We start from the raw sequence: 14,847 nt of genomic DNA on the forward strand, positions 1-14,847 counted from the left end.
AGGGATGCGCGCCCGACAGGGCCGGGACGCCGCCGCCACAGGGGTTTCGTGGCGGCGGTGGCCCGGCGCCGTTGGGCACGGTCGTATCGTGCCCTACGGCGCGCGCAGCCCGGCCCGGAGCGCAGCGGAGGGACACGCCCAAACGGCAGTGCGAAGTGCGGGGTGCGAAGTGCGAAGTGCGGAAGGCTGTCACGCGGCTTGCAGGGTGCGTCCGGTCCGCGCGCTTCCGCTCAGGGAAGTGGGCGCGAGTCGGATTGAACGCGGCAACCCGGGAGGGGCGGATGAAGTCGTCGGAGAGGTCGGTGTCGGTGTGGGAGGCCACGCGCGAGCAGCAGGAGTTCCCCCGGCTGGAGGGCGACGCGAGCGTGGACGTCTGTGTGGTCGGCGCGGGGATCGCGGGAATCAGCGTGGCCTACCTGCTGGCGAAGGCGGGCCGGAGCGTGATCGTGCTGGACGACAACGCGGTGGGCGGCGGCGAGACGGGGCAGACCACCGCGCACCTCACCAGCGCCATGGACGACTACTACCACGTGCTGGAGAAGGTGCACGGCAAGGACGGCGCGCGCATCGCCCGCGAGAGCCACCAGGGGGCCATCGACGCCATCGAGCGCTTCGCCCGCGAGGAGGGGATCGACTGCGACTTCGAGCGGGTGGACGGCTACTGGATCCCCGATCCCAAGAAGGCGCGCGGCTGGCTGGAGAAGGAGCGCGACGCGGCGCACCGCGCGGGGGCCACGGACGTGGAGGTCGTCGAGTCCGTCCCCGGCATCTCCGGCTACTCGGGGCCGGGGCTGCGCTTTCCGCGCATGGGGCAGTTCCACGTGCTCAAGTACCTGGACGGCCTGGTGCGCTGCATCCAGCGCGACGGGGGGCGCATCCACACGGGGAACCACGTCGACAAGGTCGAAGGGGGCGAGCGGCCGCGGGTCTCGGGCGAGGGGTTCTCGGTCTCGGCGGGCGCCGTCGTCGTCGCCACCAACACGCCGGTCAGCGACTTCGTGGCGATCCACACCAAGCAGGCGCCCTACCGCACCTTCGTCGTCGCCGGGCGCATCCCGGCCGGGAGCGTGCCGCACGTGCTGCTGTGGGACACCCTGGACCCGTACCACTACATCCGCACGCAGCGGATCGACGGCGACCCGGGGCACGAGTGGCTGATCGTGGGCGGCGAGGACCACAAGACGGGGCACCACGACGACGCGGACGAGCGCTACGCCCGGCTGGAGGCGTGGACGAAGGAGCACTTCCCGATGGTGGAGGCGTTCGACCTGCGCTGGTCCGGCCAGGTGCTGGAGCCGGTGGACTACCTGGGCTTCATCGGGCGCGACCCGGCGGGGCTGGAGAACGTCTACGTGGCCACGGGCGACAGCGGGCAGGGGATGACGCACGGCACCATCGCGGGGCTCTTGATCTCGGACCTGGTGCTGGGCCGGCCGAACGAGTGGGAGAGTCTGTACGACCCGAAGCGGAAGACGCTCTCGGTGGAGTCGGTGAAGATGTGGCTGGAGGAGAACGTCGACGTCGGCTTCCAGTACAAGGACCTGCTCCCCACCGGCGGCGACGTGAAGAGCGCCGACGAGATCCCCTCCGGCAGCGGCGCCATCCTGCAGAAGGGGCTCACCAAGGTGGCGGCGTACCGCGACGAGCACGGGGTGCTGCACCAGCGCGTGGCCAACTGCACGCACCTGGGGTGCATCGTGCAGTGGAACAGCGAGGAGATGAGCTGGGACTGCCCCTGCCACGGCTCGCGCTTCTCGCCCACGGGCGACCAGGTGCTGAACGGGCCGGCGATCTCCCCGCTCAGGCCGTACGAGGAGAAGGCCGGATGAGCCGCCCGAAGGCGGCGATCCTGGACATCGACGGCACGCTGATCGACACCAACGACGCCCACGCGCACGCCTGGGTGGACACCTGCGCGGAGTTCGGCATCCAGGTGCCGTTCGCGAAGGTGCGCCCGCTGATCGGGATGGGGGGCGACAAGGTGCTGCCGGAGCTCACCGGCTTCGCGGAGGAGTCGGAGCGGGGGAAGGAGATCAAGGAGCGCCGGGGGGCGGTCTTCCGCGAGCGCTACCTGCCGTCGTGCCGCCCCTTCCCCGGCGCGCGCGAGCTGCTGGAGCGGATGACGGGAGACGGGCTCCAGCTGGTGGTCGCCACCTCGGCCAGCAAGGACGACATGGGGGCGCTGCTCAAGGCGGCGGGAGTCGCGGACCTGATCGAGGCGAAGACGTCGTCGTCCGACGCGGAGGAGTCGAAGCCGGAGCCCGACATCGTGCAGGCGGCGCTCGACTCCGCCGGCTGCGCGCCCGGCGAGGCGGTGATGCTGGGCGACACGCCGTACGACGTGGAGGCTTCCACGCGCGCGGGGGTGCCGTGCGTGGCGCTGCGCTGCGGCGGGTGGTGGAAGGACGACGACCTGGCGGGCGCGGTGGCGATCTACGACGACCCGGCGGAGCTGCTGGCGAGGTACGACGAGTCGCCGCTCGCGGGGTGAGGGGGGAGGGTCCGATCCCGTAGGCAGGCTCCGGCGCGGGGCCCTCACCCGCCGCCTTAGAGCGGCAACCCTCTCCCAACTTCGGGAGAGGGTGGACTTTACGCTTCCGGTGCGGGGTTGCTGGCTGTCCCCTGTACCCTGCCGTCAGGGACTGCCGCGGGGGAGCGGGGCGGGTTAGGTTACGGGGAGATCCGCCGGAGGTGCGTGATGAGGCCCATCGAAGTTCCCGCCGTCCACCTCGTGCTCCGGGCGCACCCCCCCGCGCCCGCCCGGGTGGGGCTCGTCCGCAAGCCGCTCCCCGGGCGCCTGCTCAAGACCGTCCTCTCCCTCGCTTTCTTCTGGGGCATTGCGCCGTGGGTGTTCGCGGTGCCGCCGCACTATCCCTGGCCCGCGCTGGCGCTGGTCACCGGGGCGGTGCTGGCGTACCGGAGCTGGACGGGGAAGTACGTGGTGCGCTGGTTCGCGGGGCTCTGCCCGCGCTGCGGGCGGCACCTGCGCATCCCTCCCGGCGCGCGCATCGACTTGCCGCACACGTTCACCTGCTTCGGGTGCCACTTCGAGCCGCGGCTGGAGCGCTACACCCTGGCCGACGAGGAGGAGATCGCGGCGGACGCGCGCGGCATCCGGCACGTGCTGGCGGACTGCGCGGGGAGCTGGCGCGAGGAGCGGGTGTGGGACCTGCCCTACGTCACCTGCTCGCGCTGCGGCGCCCGCCACCACGCCACCCCCGCCGTCCTCGCCGCCGCACGCGAGGAGAACGAGCGCGGCCGCCTGCTCGACGAGCTGGCGGCCGAGGGGAAGTTTTTGACCTGAGCATCGCGCGCGGGACACGATGTCAGACCCGCTCCCATTCCCGATCTCTGGAAAGCCGCCCGTGCTCGTTCTCGGCACGGGCGGCTTCGTTCCCGGATCGAGTCCATCAGGTGTGTTCAGGTGATGGTCATCGAGCCGGAGAGCCGGGAGTTGGTGGCCGCGTTGAATTTCGGGACGACGCGCACGTAGTAGCTGGCGTTCTCCAGGTCCGTCCAGGTGACCACCTCGGATCGCCCCACCGTGGCGATGAACACCCGGCGCACGCTGTCGGTGACGACGCCCCACTGCATGAGCATGACCGTGTACTCGCGCGGCCCCTCCGCCGAGGGAGGGTCCCAGCCGGCCTGGATCTGCACGCGCACCCGGCCGTCGTCGACCGTGAACCGCGGCGTCTCGTGGTACTCCAGCGGGTCGTTCGCGATCGCGAACGACGAGGTGACGGGGCGGGTCTGGGCGAACACGCCCGTGGGCTGGGCCTGGTCGGCGGGCGCGGGCGCCGCCTGCGTGGCCGTTTCGTCTTCGGGCGCGCGCTGCACCGCGAGCCCGGGGCCCGCGGGAACGTGGAACGCCAGCGCCTGGGCGGGGGTGAGGCGCGGCCCTCCGCCGCCCGCGGCGCGTTCGGCCACCTGGTCGGCCTCGCGCTCCAGCGGATCGGACGGGTGGCTCAGCCGGAGCGGGGCCTCCGTCTCGGGCGCGATCCTTCCCTGGCCGGCCTGGACCACGTGCGCCAGCTCGTGCGCCAGCAGCCGGAAGCCGTCCGGCGTCTCCGGGCGGTAGCGTCCCGGCCCGAACACCACGTGCCCTCCCACCGTGTAGGCGCGCGCCCCCAGCTCGCGCGCCGACCGGGCGGCCTCCGCGTCGTCGTGAACGCGGACCGCGCCCAGGGGGTACCCCAGGTGCGCCTGCATCCGCCGCCGGACGCCGCTCTCCATCGGACGCCCCGGTGCCGCCATCACCGAGCGCGCGCGCTCGGCCGCGGCATGCCCGCCCTGCCGGGGCGGCGGAGCGGCCGACGTGGAGGCGCCGGTGTCGCCACGCTTCGCGAAAGCCCACATAGACGAGATCCTTCCTGACGGTCCCGGGGCGGGCGTCCGGCTTCCACCGGTCCGCATCGGGAGACAAGTATAGCGGCCCGGGTCAGCCGCCGGGAAGGCGGCGTCGTGGCGGGCCCTGGGATCGACGGCGGTGCGGTGCGGCTACGGCTGCGCGGCCCGCTCCGGGGCGGCGCCGCAGTTCACCGGCGGGGCCGTCGGCGCGCGCACCGCGCTGCGCAGCGGCAGGCTGGCGAGCGTATAGTTGAACGCCGCTCCGTGCGCCTTCTTCCACTCCTTGTAGCGCTCCCCCTTCAGCCGCTCCGGCTTCCCCCGCCAGTTCGACACGGTGAAGGTGGGCGCGATGGTCTCCTCGCCTTTGGTCTCCCACCCGATCTCCTGCAGCCCCTCGACGTTGCGGAACTGGGCGTAGTCCACCTGCAGGCGGACCACGTCGTACTCGCAGATCGGCACCAGGAACACCTCTTCGAGCTGCGACTGCCCGCCGGGCTGGAACCGGTTGGTGCGGTGCTCGAACAGGCGCCCCGAGGCCACGAGCGCCTGCCGCTCCAGGCGCGAGTAGCGGGCGCGGTGCTCCTCGCGCCCCGCCGCGGAGTAGCGCACCCAGGGGCTGGAGGCGTCCTGCGGGGCGAAGCGCATCCCGGTCACCCGGTACCACATCGCGGGGACCCACACGTTCGACTGGCTCTGGTTGGCGATTTGGAAGGTGGCGCGCACCACGGCGGTGTCGCCGAAGCGGCCGATCTCCTCCAGCCGCGGGACCACCACCAGCGCCGCCGGGAGCCGGGCGGGGCCGATGATGTCCGTGTACCAGAAGGTGTAGATGCCGAAGAAGGCCGCGAAGGCGATGGCGCTGACCTGCGTCCAGTCCCGGAGGTCGCGCCAGAACCTCGGCCCTGCCGTGTGCCTGAACGACGGGAACATGGTGCCTTCCTTTTGGACCGCGTGGAGGAAGACGGGGGACGTTTCGAGGGGTGGGCCGGCCCGATCCGGGTGGTGGACCACGAGCCGCGCCGGCCGAGGCACTCAATCTATATGATGGACAGCCGGAGAGGAACGAATTTTTCGCACGCCGCCGCGCCTCTCGTCTCCCCCGCCGGCGAGGCGGCGGACATTTCCAGGGCCGGGTCGATCGCCGCGCTAATCCGCGCTCGGATGCACCGTCAGCGTGACGGAGCCGTAGCGGTGGGGCTCGTCCTGGGTGCGGTACTCGCGGCCGCGGAAGACGGCGCGGTATCGCAGCTCGAAGCGGCGGACGCGCACGCCCACCCCCAGCTCGGCCTCGGGGACGAAGGGGCGCTTGCCGACGCTCGGCCCGTCGCGGAAGGTGCTGCCGTCGAGGAAGAGGTCGCGCAGCACCCACTCCTGCCGCACCCCGGCGAGCGCGTAGACGCCCGTCCTTCCCCCGTCCGCCGCCGATCCGTCCGGGGTGACGTCGCCCGGGAGCGCGCGCCAGCCGGCGCTCGCCCGCGCGCCGGCGTGGGCCAGCGTCCACACGTTGCCCGCCATGGCACCCCAGCGGGGCTCCACCGCCGCGGAGAAGCGCTCGCCGCGGGCGGCCCAGGCGCGGCGCTCGTCGTAGCGCAGCACGATCCCCGGCTCGAAGGCGAGCTGGTGCTCCCAGCCGAGCTGCCGCTGGTACCCGGCCAGGCGATGCAGCCCGTTCTGCACCGTCCCCGCGAGCGACGGCGGGCCGGTGACGCCCAGCTCCACGCCCAGCGAGCGCGTCCGCCCCGGCCGCGCGTATTCGACCGCCGCCGACGCGGAGAGCCAGCCGGCGTACGGCCGCTCGCCCGGGAGCGGCTCCGGCGCGTCGTGACGCGGCGTGAAGATCCGCTGCCCCACCTCCCAGCGCACCCGCCGCCGCCCGCCGTCCGCCGTCTCCCGCTCGCGCGCCGTCCAGGAGACGCGCATCCCGTGCGTGTACTCGTAGTCCGGCGGCGGGTCGTCCGGCCCGCGGGGGCCGAGCAGGTCGTTGTCGACCGTCACCGCGACCTGCCCCTCGGCGCGCGCGGCCGCCGTCCCCAGCACCAGGACGGCGGCCGCGCAGGTCGTCCAGCGACGAATCGTCACGTCGGCAACTCAGGCGCCCACCGGGCTCCGCGCGGAGAGCGACCCACCAGCGGGGGCGGGTAGATCCGTCGGGTCGCTACCGCGCCCCCTCGGGATGACAGCGTTCGGGCGCGCACGTACTTTCGCACTTTCGCACTTTCGCACTCCCGCACTCACGCACTTCCCCTCACATCTCCACCCTCATCCCCAGCGCCTTCACCAGGAACGCCCAGCGGTCCGCCGCCTCCTCGATCTGCATCTGCGTGGGCTTGCCGGCGCCGTGGCCGGCGCGCGTCTCCACGCGGATCAGCACCGGGGCGTCGCCGACTTGCGCGGCCTGCAGCGCCGCCGTGTACTTGAACGAGTGCCCGGGGACCACGCGGTCGTCGTGGTCGCCCGTGGTCACCAGCACGGCCGGGTAGCGCGTCCCCGCGCGGATGTTGTGCAGCGGCGAGTAGGCGTACAGCGTCCGGAACTGCTGCGGGTCGTCGGGCGAGCCGTAGTCCGACACCCAGGCCCAGCCGATGGTGAACTTGTGGAAGCGCAGCATGTCCATCACCCCCACCGCCGGCAGCGCCGCGCCGAACAGGTCCGGCCGCTGGTTGAGCACCGCCCCCACCAGCAGCCCGCCGTTGGAGCCGCCCGAGATCGCCAGCCTGCGCGGCGAGGTGTAGCGCTCGCGCACCAGGTACTCGGCCGCGGCGATGAAGTCGTCGAAGACGTTCTGCTTCTTGTCCAGCATCCCCCCGCGGTGCCACTCCTCGCCGTACTCCGAGCCGCCGCGCAGGTTGGCCACCGCGTACACGCCGCCCATCTCCAGCCACACCGACACCACCGACGAGTAGCCGGGGAGCACCGGCGAGTTGAAGCCGCCGTAGCCGTACAGCAGCGTGGGGTTGTTCCCGTCGAGCGCCATCCCCTTGCGGTGGGTGATGAACATGGGCACCCGCGTGCCGTCCTTGCTGGTGTAGAACACCTGCCGCGTCTCGTAGCGGCTGGCGTCGAAGCCGGTGCGCGGCGCCCAGAGCGGCTCCGCGCGCCCGGTGGCGAAGTCGTAGCGGAAGACGGTGGGCGCGGCGAGGTACGAGTTGTAGAGGAAGAACATCTCCCGGTCGCGCACGCGCCCGCTGATCCCCCCCAGCGAGCCGAGCCCGGGGAGCTCCACCTCGCGCACCAGCGCCCCGTCGGCGCCGTGGATGCGCAGCCGCGACGACGCGTCGTGCAGCACGTGCACCACGAACTGCCCGTTCACCCGCTGCACCCCCTGCACGGCGTCCGGGCCCTGGGGGATCACGGTGCGCCAGCGCTCCGGGGCCGGGTCGCGCAGGTCCACGGCGATGATGCGCCGGCGCGGCGCCTGGTTGTCGGTGCTGCAGTAGAAGACCGGCCCGTCGTTGCCGAAGCAGACGTACGCCGCGTCGGCCGCGTCCAGCATCTTCACGAACGTCCCCTGCACGCGCGGGCGCGCCGGGTCGCCCAGGTCCAGCACGTGCACCCGCCCGCGCTCGTCGGTGCCGCGTCCGATCCTCACCGTCAGGTAGCGCCCGTCCTCCGTCACCCGCGGGGTGAAGAGCACGTCGGGCTCGGCGGGGAACTCGTACACCAGCACGTCCTGCTCCTGCGGCGTCCCCACCCGGTGGTAGTAGAGCTTCTGGTTGCGCACCCGGGCGGTGAGCGCGTTCCCCTCCGGCTGCTGGTAGCGGCTGTAGAAGAAGCCCGCGTTGTCGTGCGTCCAGGTCGCGCCGGAGAACTTCACCCACTTCAGGTGGTCGGGCAGGTCGCGTCCCGTGTCCACCTCGCGCACGTGGAACTCCTGCCAGTCCGAGCCCCCCGACGAGGTGGCGTACGCCAGCAGCCGCCCGTCCTCCGAGAACTGGGTGGTGGAGAGCGCCACCGTGCCGTCGGGCGAGAGCGTGTTGGGGTCCAGCACCACGCGCGGCTCCGCGCCGAGCGAGGGCGTCATGTACAGCACGCTCTGGTTCTGCAGCCCGTCGTTCTTGAAGAAGAAGTAGCGCCCGCCCCGCTTCGTGGGCGGCGTCCAGCGGGGGGAGTTCCACAGCTCGGTGAGCCGCCGCCGGATCGCCTCGCGCTCGGGGATGGCGGAGAGGTACCGGTCGGTGATGCGGTTCTGGGCCTCGATCCAGGCGCGCGTCTCGGGCGCGTCGGTGTCCTCCAGCCAGCGGTAGGGGTCGGCGACCGTCGTGCCGTGGTAGTCGTCGGCCTGGTCCACCCGCCGGGTCTGGGGATACTCGATGCGCTGGGCGTCCAGCGCCGCCGGCAGCGCCAGCAGCAGGACCAGGGCGGAGCGTGCGATCGGGCGCATGGGTCGGGGCTCCTGCGGAAGACAAACGGATGAGGAATGGGAAGATAGGATACGCATGGAGCCGCCGGGCGGGCAAGCGTCCCGGTTCGGCGCCACGAACGGCGAACTACGATGTTGGGCGTGTCCCTCCGCTGCGCTCCGGGCCGGGCTGCGCGCGCCGTAGGGCACGATACGACCGTGCCCAACGGCGCCGGGCCACCGCCACCACGATACCCCTGTGGCGGCGGCGTCCCGGCCCTGTCGGGCGCGCATCCCTCACGCGGGGTTTCGTCGCGCGAAGCGCCGAGGTATTCACCCTCTCCTGATGTTCGGGAGAGGGTCGCGTGCTGTCCGTCCGCGAGGCTGTTTCGCGGACGGGTCACGCGCGGGGTGAGGGGCTCCCGGCGGCGCGCAGCGGGTAGCGCTCGGGGTGCTCGATCGAGTCCACCTCCAGGTCCACGTCCAGGTCCGGCCAGCGGAGGTAGTGCGGCTGCGGGCGCTCGACGTTGAGGATCGCTCCCACGGGCGCGCGGGCGAACCAGGGGAACTCGTCGAAGGGCAGGAACAGTTCCCGCTCGTCGAGCAGGATCCAGAAGCCGTGCCGGGAGATGTGGGTGACCTCAGCCCTCGAAGTGGTTCCAGGCATCAGACGGCTTCGTGATGAGGATCATGAGACGAAAGGAAGATCGGGCATCTTAAGCAGGTTGTCGCCCGAAAGCACTCCGGCTGGTTCGATGAGATGATGCGCGGCTGGCAGTATCCTCCGTCGCGCGCAGCGCCGAGGTGTTTCCCCTCTCCCGCAGTCTGGGAGAGGGGAGCGCGGCCCCTGGTCGTGAGGAACGAGCGACCGGGGTCGCGCGGGGGAGAGGGCCCCCGCGGCGCAGCCGCGGGACGACGGTCGGGGGAGAAACCCCGCCTTGCCCCGCGCCGCCCCCCGCGCGATTATGCGCGACACCCGTTTGCCCGCCGGACCCCGTCTCCCCGATCTCCTCGACCGAGACCGCCCATGAGACCGCGCACCGTCCTCCCCGCGCTCGCGGCGCTGCTCCCGGCCGCGCTCGCGGCGCAGCAGCCCCCGCAGACCTTCGACTGGTGGACGTCGCGGCCGATCCCCGCCGCCACCGCCTGGGGCGAGCCGGTCGACACCGCGAGCACGCGGCTCATCCGCTCGTGGACCACCATGCCCGAGTACACCACCCCGCTGGTGGACTGGCTCCCGGCCAGCCCCACCGTGGTCTCCCCCACGCGGCACTTCGGGCATCCCGTCGGCAAGCCCGGCGTGCTGCACCGCGTCGACGAGCTCTACGGCTACTACCAGGCGCTGGCCGCCTCCACCCCGCGGGTGCGCTTCCAGCGGCTGGGCGAGACCGAGGAGGGGAACCGGCTGGCGCTGGTGCAGGTCGGCAGCGAGCGCAACCTGGGCCGGCTGGAGGAGATCCGCGCCGGGCTCGCCCGCCTGGCCGACCCGCGCGGCACCGACAGCGCCGAGGCCCGCCGGCTGGTCGACGCCCTCCCCGTCGTCTACACCCTTTACGGCGGGCTCCATTCCGCCGAGACGGGACCCCCGGAGATGCTGATGGAGCTGGCCTACCGCCTGGCCGTCTCCGACGACCCGCTGGTGCGCACCGTCCGCGACAGCGTGGTGGTGTTCATCGTCCCCGTGGCCGAGCCCGACGGGCGCAACCGCGTGGTCGACTGGCTGCGCAGGCACGGCCGCGACGTCTTCGACGAAGATGACCGCCTGGGGCCGCCGTACTGGGGGCGCTACATCTTCCACGACAACAACCGCGACGGGCTGCAGCTCTCCGCCCGCCTCACCCAGGAGCTGGTGAAGCTCTTCCTCGACTGGCACTACCCCGTGGGGCACGACCTGCACGAGTCGGTGCCCTACCTCTACACGTCCACCGGGACGGGCCCGTACAACCCCACCGTCGATCCCATCACCGTGGGCGAGTGGCAGTGGCTGGCCAACTTCGAGGTCACCGCGCTCACCGCGCACGGGATGCCCGGCGTGTGGACGCACGGCTTCTACGACGGGTGGTATCCCGGCTACCTGCTGTGGGTCACCAACACCCGCAACGCCATGGGGCGCTTCTACGAGACCTTCGGCAGCTCCAACCCCAACACCATGAAGCGCACCGTGCGCGAGCAGACCTCCGTCGAGTGGTACCGCCCCAGCCCCCCGCGCGCCGAGACCCTGTGGTCGCTGCGCAACAACACCAACTACATGGAGACCGGCGTCCTCCACGCCCTGCACCTGGTGGCGCAGAACCGCCGCCGCGTGCTGGAGCAGTTCTGGACCAAGTCGAACAACGCCGTCCGCCGCGGCCGGACGGAGAAGCCGTACGCCTGGGTGGTCCCCGCCGCCCAGCCCCGCCGCGCCGACGCCGCCTACATGCTGAACCTCCTGCGCCGCCAGGGGATCGAGCTGCACCGCGCCACGACGGACGCGAAGTACGGCGACGTGCAGGTGCGCCGCGGCGACTACGTGGTGCGCATGGACCAGCCGTACCGCAACTTCGTGCAGACGCTGATGGAGGTGCAGCGCTTCCCCGCCGACGCGCCCGCCCCGTACGACGACGTGGCGTGGACCTTCCCGCTCATGTTCAACGTCGAGGCGAGGGCCGTGGACGACGCCGCCGTGCAGCGGCTGGCGATGGAGCCCGTGCGCGACTCGGTGCGCGTCCCCGGCTCGGCGGTGCGCGGCGGCGCCTGGTACCTGGTGGACCCCCGCGCCTCGGCCCACTCGCTCTCCGCCCGCCTGGCGCTCCGGGACGTGCGCGTCGAGGCGCTGGAGGACAGCTTGCGCGCCGCCGGCCGCGCCTGGGCGCCCGGCACCTGGGTGGTCCCGGCCTCCGCGGGCGACGCGCGCGTGGCCGGCTGGGTGCGCGACTTCGGGCTCGAGGCCGTGGGCGTGGGCGACCCGGCGCTGCGCGGCGCGGCCCGCCACGAGCTGGACCTGCCGCGCGTGGCCGTGCTGCACACCTGGCGCTACACCCAGGACGACGGGTGGACGCGCTACGCGCTGGACCGCATGGGGCTGCCCTACACCTACCTGGGCGAGGACCGGCTGCGGCAGGGGCGGCTGCGGGAGCGCTTCGACGTCATCCTCTTCCCCGCGCAGGGGAGCCGCGCCACGGGCCGCACCATCTTCGCCGGGATCGACCCGCGCTTCGGGCGGCTGGACTACGTGAAGAGCGACTCGTTCCCGGCGCTCGGGAGCCCCGACTCCACCCGCGACGTCACCGGCGGGATGGGGTTCGAGGGGCTGGCCGCGCTGCGCGACTTCGTGGAGGCGGGCGGCACGCTGGTCGCCCTGGGCTCGGCCAGCGGGCTCCCCGTGGAGATGGGGCTGGTGCGCGACGTCTCCACCAGCCAGCCGAGGAACCTCTTCGTCCCCGGCTCCATCGTGCGCGGCCGCGTGGCCCAGGCGAAGAGCCCGATCACGTACGGCTACGACGCCGCCATGCCGCTCTACCACCAGTTCGGCCCCTACTTCACCCTCCCCGACCGGGTGAAGGGCCGCGCCGTGCTGCGCTACGCGAAGGCCGACTCGGTCTCGCTGAGCGGCCTGGTGCGCGCGCCGAACGAGCTGGCCGAGCAGCCCGCGGCCGTGGTGGTCCCGGCGGGGCGGGGGACGGTGGTGCTCTTCGGCTTCGACCCGCTGCACCGCTTCCAGAACCACGGCAACTTCGCCTTCGTCTGGAACGCGCTGCTCAACTGGAACGACCTGCGCGTGGGCCTGCCCGCCCCCGGCCGCGCCGCCGCCGCCACGGACGACGATCTCACGATTCACTGAGCGGGCGAGGAGCGGGCCAGGGCCGAAAAACCTTTCGCCCACCCCCTCCACCGCGCAGCGGGGGAGGGAGCGCGCCCTCTGGCTGCGAGGAACGAGCAGCCGAGGGTCGCGCGGGGAGGGGGCCTCCCGGCCAGTCGCGGCAAGGCGATCGCTCCTCCCGAAAAACTCCTCGGGAGGGCCTTGCGTAACTGGTTGGGATTCGTATATTTACGGCCTGCGCGGGAACGGGCTCGGCCGGCGGCCGGGAGGGCGTTCCGGCGGGCGCCTGGCCCTGGCGCGAAAGCCGGGAACGGGGCTTGACGCGGCGGGAGGGGCCGGTTAAATTCAGTGTCCTTGTCGCGGGGTGGAGCAGCCTGGTAGCTCGTCGGGCTCATAACCCGAAGGTCGCGGGTTCGAATCCCGCCCCCGCTATGCCCCAACCCCGCCGCCGCAGCCGGGCGGCTTTTTGTTGGGGGAGCAGGGCCAGGTAGCTCAGTTGGTAGAGCACACGACTGAAAATCGTGGTGTCGGGGGTTCGACTCCCTCCCTGGCCATCTGAGCGTGTAGGACAGTAGCTCAATTGGTAGAGCACCGGTCTCCAAAACCGGCGGTTGGGGGTTCGAGTCCCTCCTGTCCTGCTGCGATCGTGAGGTCTTGACGCCGCTATCGTCTAGAGGCCTAGGACGCCGCCCTCTCACGGCGGAAACCGGGGTTCGATTCCCCGTAGCGGTACTGTAGCCTGGGACCGGCCCGTGGTTGAACGGGTGCTCGCGTAGCTCAGCCGGCAGAGCACTTCCTTGGTAAGGAAGAGGTCATGGGTTCGAGTCCCATCGCGAGCTTGAGGTGAAAGAGTTGCTCCCATCGTCTATCGGTTAGGACGCCACTCTTTCAAGGTGGAGAGCGGGGTTCGATTCCCCGTGGGAGCGCCTGACGGGGAATGATCCCGAAGGTTCGCGGGCATAGCTCAGTTGGTAGAGCGCAACCTTGCCAAGGTTGAGGTCGCCGGTTCGAGCCCGGTTGCCCGCTCTCGGAGAGGACCGGAAGACCAGCTTCCGGAAAACACGGGGCCGTAGCTCAGTCGGTTAGAGTGCCGGACTGTCACTCCGGAGGTCGCGGGTTCGAGTCCCGTCGGCCCCGCTCGCGGGAAACCGCGGCATGTTTGAAAATTCGGGTACGACGCACGTCGGGGCCGTAGCTCAGTTGGGAGAGCGCTTGAATGGCATTCAAGAGGTCAGGGGTTCGATTCCCCTCGGCTCCATTCGCGACGACAGCACAGGGACGAGGTGGGGTGGCCGAGTGGCTAATGGCAGCAGACTGTAAATCTGCCGGGCACAGCCCTACGTAGGTTCGAATCCTACCCCCACCACTTCGAGAGGCCGGGCGGTTAGCTCAGTTGGTTAGAGCGCCACGTTGACATCGTGGAGGTCACAAGTTCGAGTCTTGTACCGCCCACTGCAAGGGAACAGGTGAGAGGGAACAGGGGACAGCCTGCGAACTGCACCGTGCCGTGAGGGCTGTACCCTGTAACCTATCCCCTGTACCCTGGGGTTCTTGGGGCCGTAGCTCAGCTGGGAGAGCGCTGCAATCGCACTGCAGAGGTCAGGGGTTCGATTCCCCTCGGCTCCACTCGCGCCACCGTAGCTCAGGGGTAGAGCACTCGATTCGTAATCGAGCGGTCGTCGGTTCAAATCCGACCGGTGGCTCTGGTCAAACGGCGGCGGACGCGCTAGATTTGCCAGTCCGGAACGCGGGAGTAGCTCAGTTGGCAGAGCATCAGCTTCCCAAGCTGAGGGTCGCGGGTTCGAGCCCCGTCTCCCGCTCTAGTGATTGCCCCCTGGTGTAATTGGCAACACGCCTGACTCTGGATCAGGAAAGTCCAGGTTCGAGCCCTGGGGGGGCAACTGCGGTTCGGTTTGGAGAGGTGGGTGAGTGGCTAAAACCAACGGTTTGCTAAACCGTCCTGCCCAAAAGGCAGACGCGGGTTCGAATCCCGCCCTCTCCGTAGCACCGAGGACCGGTGTCCGAGCGGCTTAAGGAGCACGATTGGAAATCGTGTGGGGTTAACAGCCCTCGTGGGTTCGAATCCCACCCGGTCCGCTCGAGGAAGTACAGGGCTGGTTTGGTTTCGGGACGTGGCTCAGCCCGGTAGAGCACTCGCTTCGGGAGCGAGGGGTCGCCGGTTCAAATCCGGCCGTCCCGACTGTAGTCGGACTGGAGGCGTAGTCTAACTGGTAAGGCACCGCACTCGAAATGCGGCGGGCGCAAGCCCTTGGGGGTTCGAGTCCCTCCGCCTCCGCTGTTCTGGTGCAACGAAAGAAACGGCCCTGTCGCCCCTTGCGGGTGGCAGGGCCGTTTTTCG

Annotated in this window: 9 protein-coding genes and 19 tRNA genes; 23 read left to right on the forward strand and 5 right to left on the reverse strand. The window is 71.2% G+C overall.

Annotation, left to right across the window (positions count from 1 at the left end; all coding sequences use genetic code 11):
- The first annotated feature begins 281 nt into the window (after nt 1–281).
- From VF746_04015 to VF746_04025, 3 genes are all read left to right on the forward strand, one after another.
- On the forward strand, nt 282–1,829 hold the full coding sequence (locus VF746_04015) for an FAD-dependent oxidoreductase (protein ID HEX8691583.1): 1,548 nt from the start codon (nt 282–284) through the stop codon (nt 1,827–1,829).
- Nucleotides 1,826–2,491: an HAD family hydrolase gene (locus tag VF746_04020; GenBank protein ID HEX8691584.1), complete on the forward strand. Its 666-nt coding sequence runs from the start codon at nt 1,826–1,828 to the stop codon at nt 2,489–2,491. The genes VF746_04015 and VF746_04020 overlap by 4 nt, the downstream gene beginning before the upstream one ends.
- 207 nt (nt 2,492–2,698) lie before the next feature.
- Nucleotides 2,699–3,304 carry a hypothetical protein gene (locus VF746_04025; GenBank protein HEX8691585.1) on the forward strand — a complete coding sequence of 202 codons (606 nt, stop codon included), beginning with the start codon at nt 2,699–2,701 and terminating at the stop codon, nt 3,302–3,304.
- A gap of 116 nt (nt 3,305–3,420) precedes the next feature.
- On the opposite strand, the gene VF746_04030 is transcribed toward VF746_04025, so the two are convergent.
- The 5 genes from VF746_04030 to VF746_04050 all read right to left on the reverse strand — a co-directional run bounded on the left by VF746_04030 (nt 3,421) and on the right by VF746_04050 (nt 9,356).
- On the reverse strand, nt 3,421–4,359 hold the full coding sequence (locus tag VF746_04030) for a DUF4157 domain-containing protein (protein ID HEX8691586.1): 939 nt from the start codon (nt 4,357–4,359) through the stop codon (nt 3,421–3,423).
- Between the two features lie 141 nt (nt 4,360–4,500).
- Nucleotides 4,501–5,280, reverse strand: coding sequence for a hypothetical protein (locus tag VF746_04035; protein ID HEX8691587.1), 780 nt, complete (start codon nt 5,278–5,280; stop codon nt 4,501–4,503).
- A gap of 216 nt (nt 5,281–5,496) precedes the next feature.
- Entirely contained in the window at nt 5,497–6,429 is a 933-nt protein-coding gene (locus tag VF746_04040; GenBank protein ID HEX8691588.1) for a lipid A deacylase LpxR family protein, read from the reverse strand.
- Nucleotides 6,430–6,595: 166 nt separating this feature from the next.
- A complete protein-coding gene (locus tag VF746_04045; protein HEX8691589.1) occupies nt 6,596–8,731 on the reverse strand; it encodes a prolyl oligopeptidase family serine peptidase in 2,136 nt (711 codons plus the stop codon).
- Nucleotides 8,732–9,089: 358 nt separating this feature from the next.
- The gene (locus VF746_04050) at nt 9,090–9,356 is read right to left on the reverse strand and encodes a DUF2442 domain-containing protein (GenBank protein ID HEX8691590.1); all 267 of its coding nucleotides are present in this window, start codon (nt 9,354–9,356) and stop codon (nt 9,090–9,092) included.
- A 360-nt stretch (nt 9,357–9,716) separates the two neighbouring features.
- On the opposite strand from VF746_04050, the gene VF746_04055 reads away from it, so the two are divergent.
- The 20 genes from VF746_04055 to VF746_04150 all read left to right on the forward strand — a co-directional run bounded on the left by VF746_04055 (nt 9,717) and on the right by VF746_04150 (nt 14,784).
- Nucleotides 9,717–12,509 carry a M14 family zinc carboxypeptidase gene (locus VF746_04055; GenBank protein ID HEX8691591.1) on the forward strand — a complete coding sequence of 931 codons (2,793 nt, stop codon included), beginning with the start codon at nt 9,717–9,719 and terminating at the stop codon, nt 12,507–12,509.
- Between the two features lie 337 nt (nt 12,510–12,846).
- Nucleotides 12,847–12,920 (forward strand) — tRNA-Met (locus tag VF746_04060).
- 49 nt (nt 12,921–12,969) lie between these two features.
- Nucleotides 12,970–13,042, forward strand: a tRNA-Phe gene (locus VF746_04065).
- An 11-nt stretch (nt 13,043–13,053) separates the two neighbouring features.
- Nucleotides 13,054–13,126: transfer RNA gene (locus VF746_04070), tRNA-Trp, on the forward strand.
- Between the two features lie 21 nt (nt 13,127–13,147).
- A tRNA-Glu gene (locus VF746_04075) sits at nt 13,148–13,220 on the forward strand.
- A gap of 34 nt (nt 13,221–13,254) precedes the next feature.
- Nucleotides 13,255–13,327, forward strand: a tRNA-Thr gene (locus tag VF746_04080).
- Between the two features lie 15 nt (nt 13,328–13,342).
- Nucleotides 13,343–13,414, forward strand: a tRNA-Glu gene (locus VF746_04085).
- A 27-nt stretch (nt 13,415–13,441) separates the two neighbouring features.
- Nucleotides 13,442–13,514, forward strand: a tRNA-Gly gene (locus tag VF746_04090).
- A gap of 37 nt (nt 13,515–13,551) precedes the next feature.
- Nucleotides 13,552–13,625 (forward strand) — tRNA-Asp (locus VF746_04095).
- A gap of 48 nt (nt 13,626–13,673) precedes the next feature.
- Nucleotides 13,674–13,746: transfer RNA gene (locus VF746_04100), tRNA-Ala, on the forward strand.
- A 24-nt stretch (nt 13,747–13,770) separates the two neighbouring features.
- A tRNA-Tyr gene (locus tag VF746_04105) sits at nt 13,771–13,854 on the forward strand.
- A 12-nt stretch (nt 13,855–13,866) separates the two neighbouring features.
- A tRNA-Val gene (locus VF746_04110) sits at nt 13,867–13,940 on the forward strand.
- Between the two features lie 101 nt (nt 13,941–14,041).
- Nucleotides 14,042–14,114: transfer RNA gene (locus VF746_04115), tRNA-Ala, on the forward strand.
- A 5-nt stretch (nt 14,115–14,119) separates the two neighbouring features.
- Nucleotides 14,120–14,191, forward strand: a tRNA-Thr gene (locus tag VF746_04120).
- A gap of 44 nt (nt 14,192–14,235) precedes the next feature.
- A tRNA-Gly gene (locus tag VF746_04125) sits at nt 14,236–14,308 on the forward strand.
- 8 nt (nt 14,309–14,316) lie between these two features.
- Nucleotides 14,317–14,389, forward strand: a tRNA-Gln gene (locus VF746_04130).
- Nucleotides 14,390–14,403: 14 nt separating this feature from the next.
- Nucleotides 14,404–14,490, forward strand: a tRNA-Ser gene (locus VF746_04135).
- A gap of 9 nt (nt 14,491–14,499) precedes the next feature.
- Nucleotides 14,500–14,585, forward strand: a tRNA-Ser gene (locus VF746_04140).
- Nucleotides 14,586–14,614: 29 nt separating this feature from the next.
- Nucleotides 14,615–14,688, forward strand: a tRNA-Pro gene (locus VF746_04145).
- Between the two features lie 13 nt (nt 14,689–14,701).
- A tRNA-Ser gene (locus tag VF746_04150) sits at nt 14,702–14,784 on the forward strand.
- Nucleotides 14,785–14,847: the final 63 nt, after the last annotated feature.

The sequence above is a fragment of the Longimicrobium sp. genome (assembly GCA_036389795.1).
Lineage (GTDB): Bacteria > Gemmatimonadota > Gemmatimonadetes > Longimicrobiales > Longimicrobiaceae > Longimicrobium.

What these genes read in the sequence shown, in the direction of transcription:
- VF746_04015 (HEX8691583.1), top strand. Translation starts at nt 282, where the DNA reads ATGAAGTCGTCGGAGAGGTCGGTGTCGGTGTGGGAGGCCACGCGCGAG.
- VF746_04020 (HEX8691584.1), top strand. Translation starts at nt 1,826, where the DNA reads ATGAGCCGCCCGAAGGCGGCGATCCTGGACATCGACGGCACGCTGATC.
- VF746_04025 (HEX8691585.1), top strand. Translation starts at nt 2,699, where the DNA reads ATGAGGCCCATCGAAGTTCCCGCCGTCCACCTCGTGCTCCGGGCGCAC.
- VF746_04030 (HEX8691586.1), bottom strand. Translation starts at nt 4,359, where the DNA reads ATGTGGGCTTTCGCGAAGCGTGGCGACACCGGCGCCTCCACGTCGGCC.
- VF746_04035 (HEX8691587.1), bottom strand. Translation starts at nt 5,280, where the DNA reads ATGTTCCCGTCGTTCAGGCACACGGCAGGGCCGAGGTTCTGGCGCGAC.
- VF746_04045 (HEX8691589.1), bottom strand. Translation starts at nt 8,731, where the DNA reads ATGCGCCCGATCGCACGCTCCGCCCTGGTCCTGCTGCTGGCGCTGCCG.
- VF746_04050 (HEX8691590.1), bottom strand. Translation starts at nt 9,356, where the DNA reads ATGCCTGGAACCACTTCGAGGGCTGAGGTCACCCACATCTCCCGGCAC.
- VF746_04055 (HEX8691591.1), top strand. Translation starts at nt 9,717, where the DNA reads ATGAGACCGCGCACCGTCCTCCCCGCGCTCGCGGCGCTGCTCCCGGCC.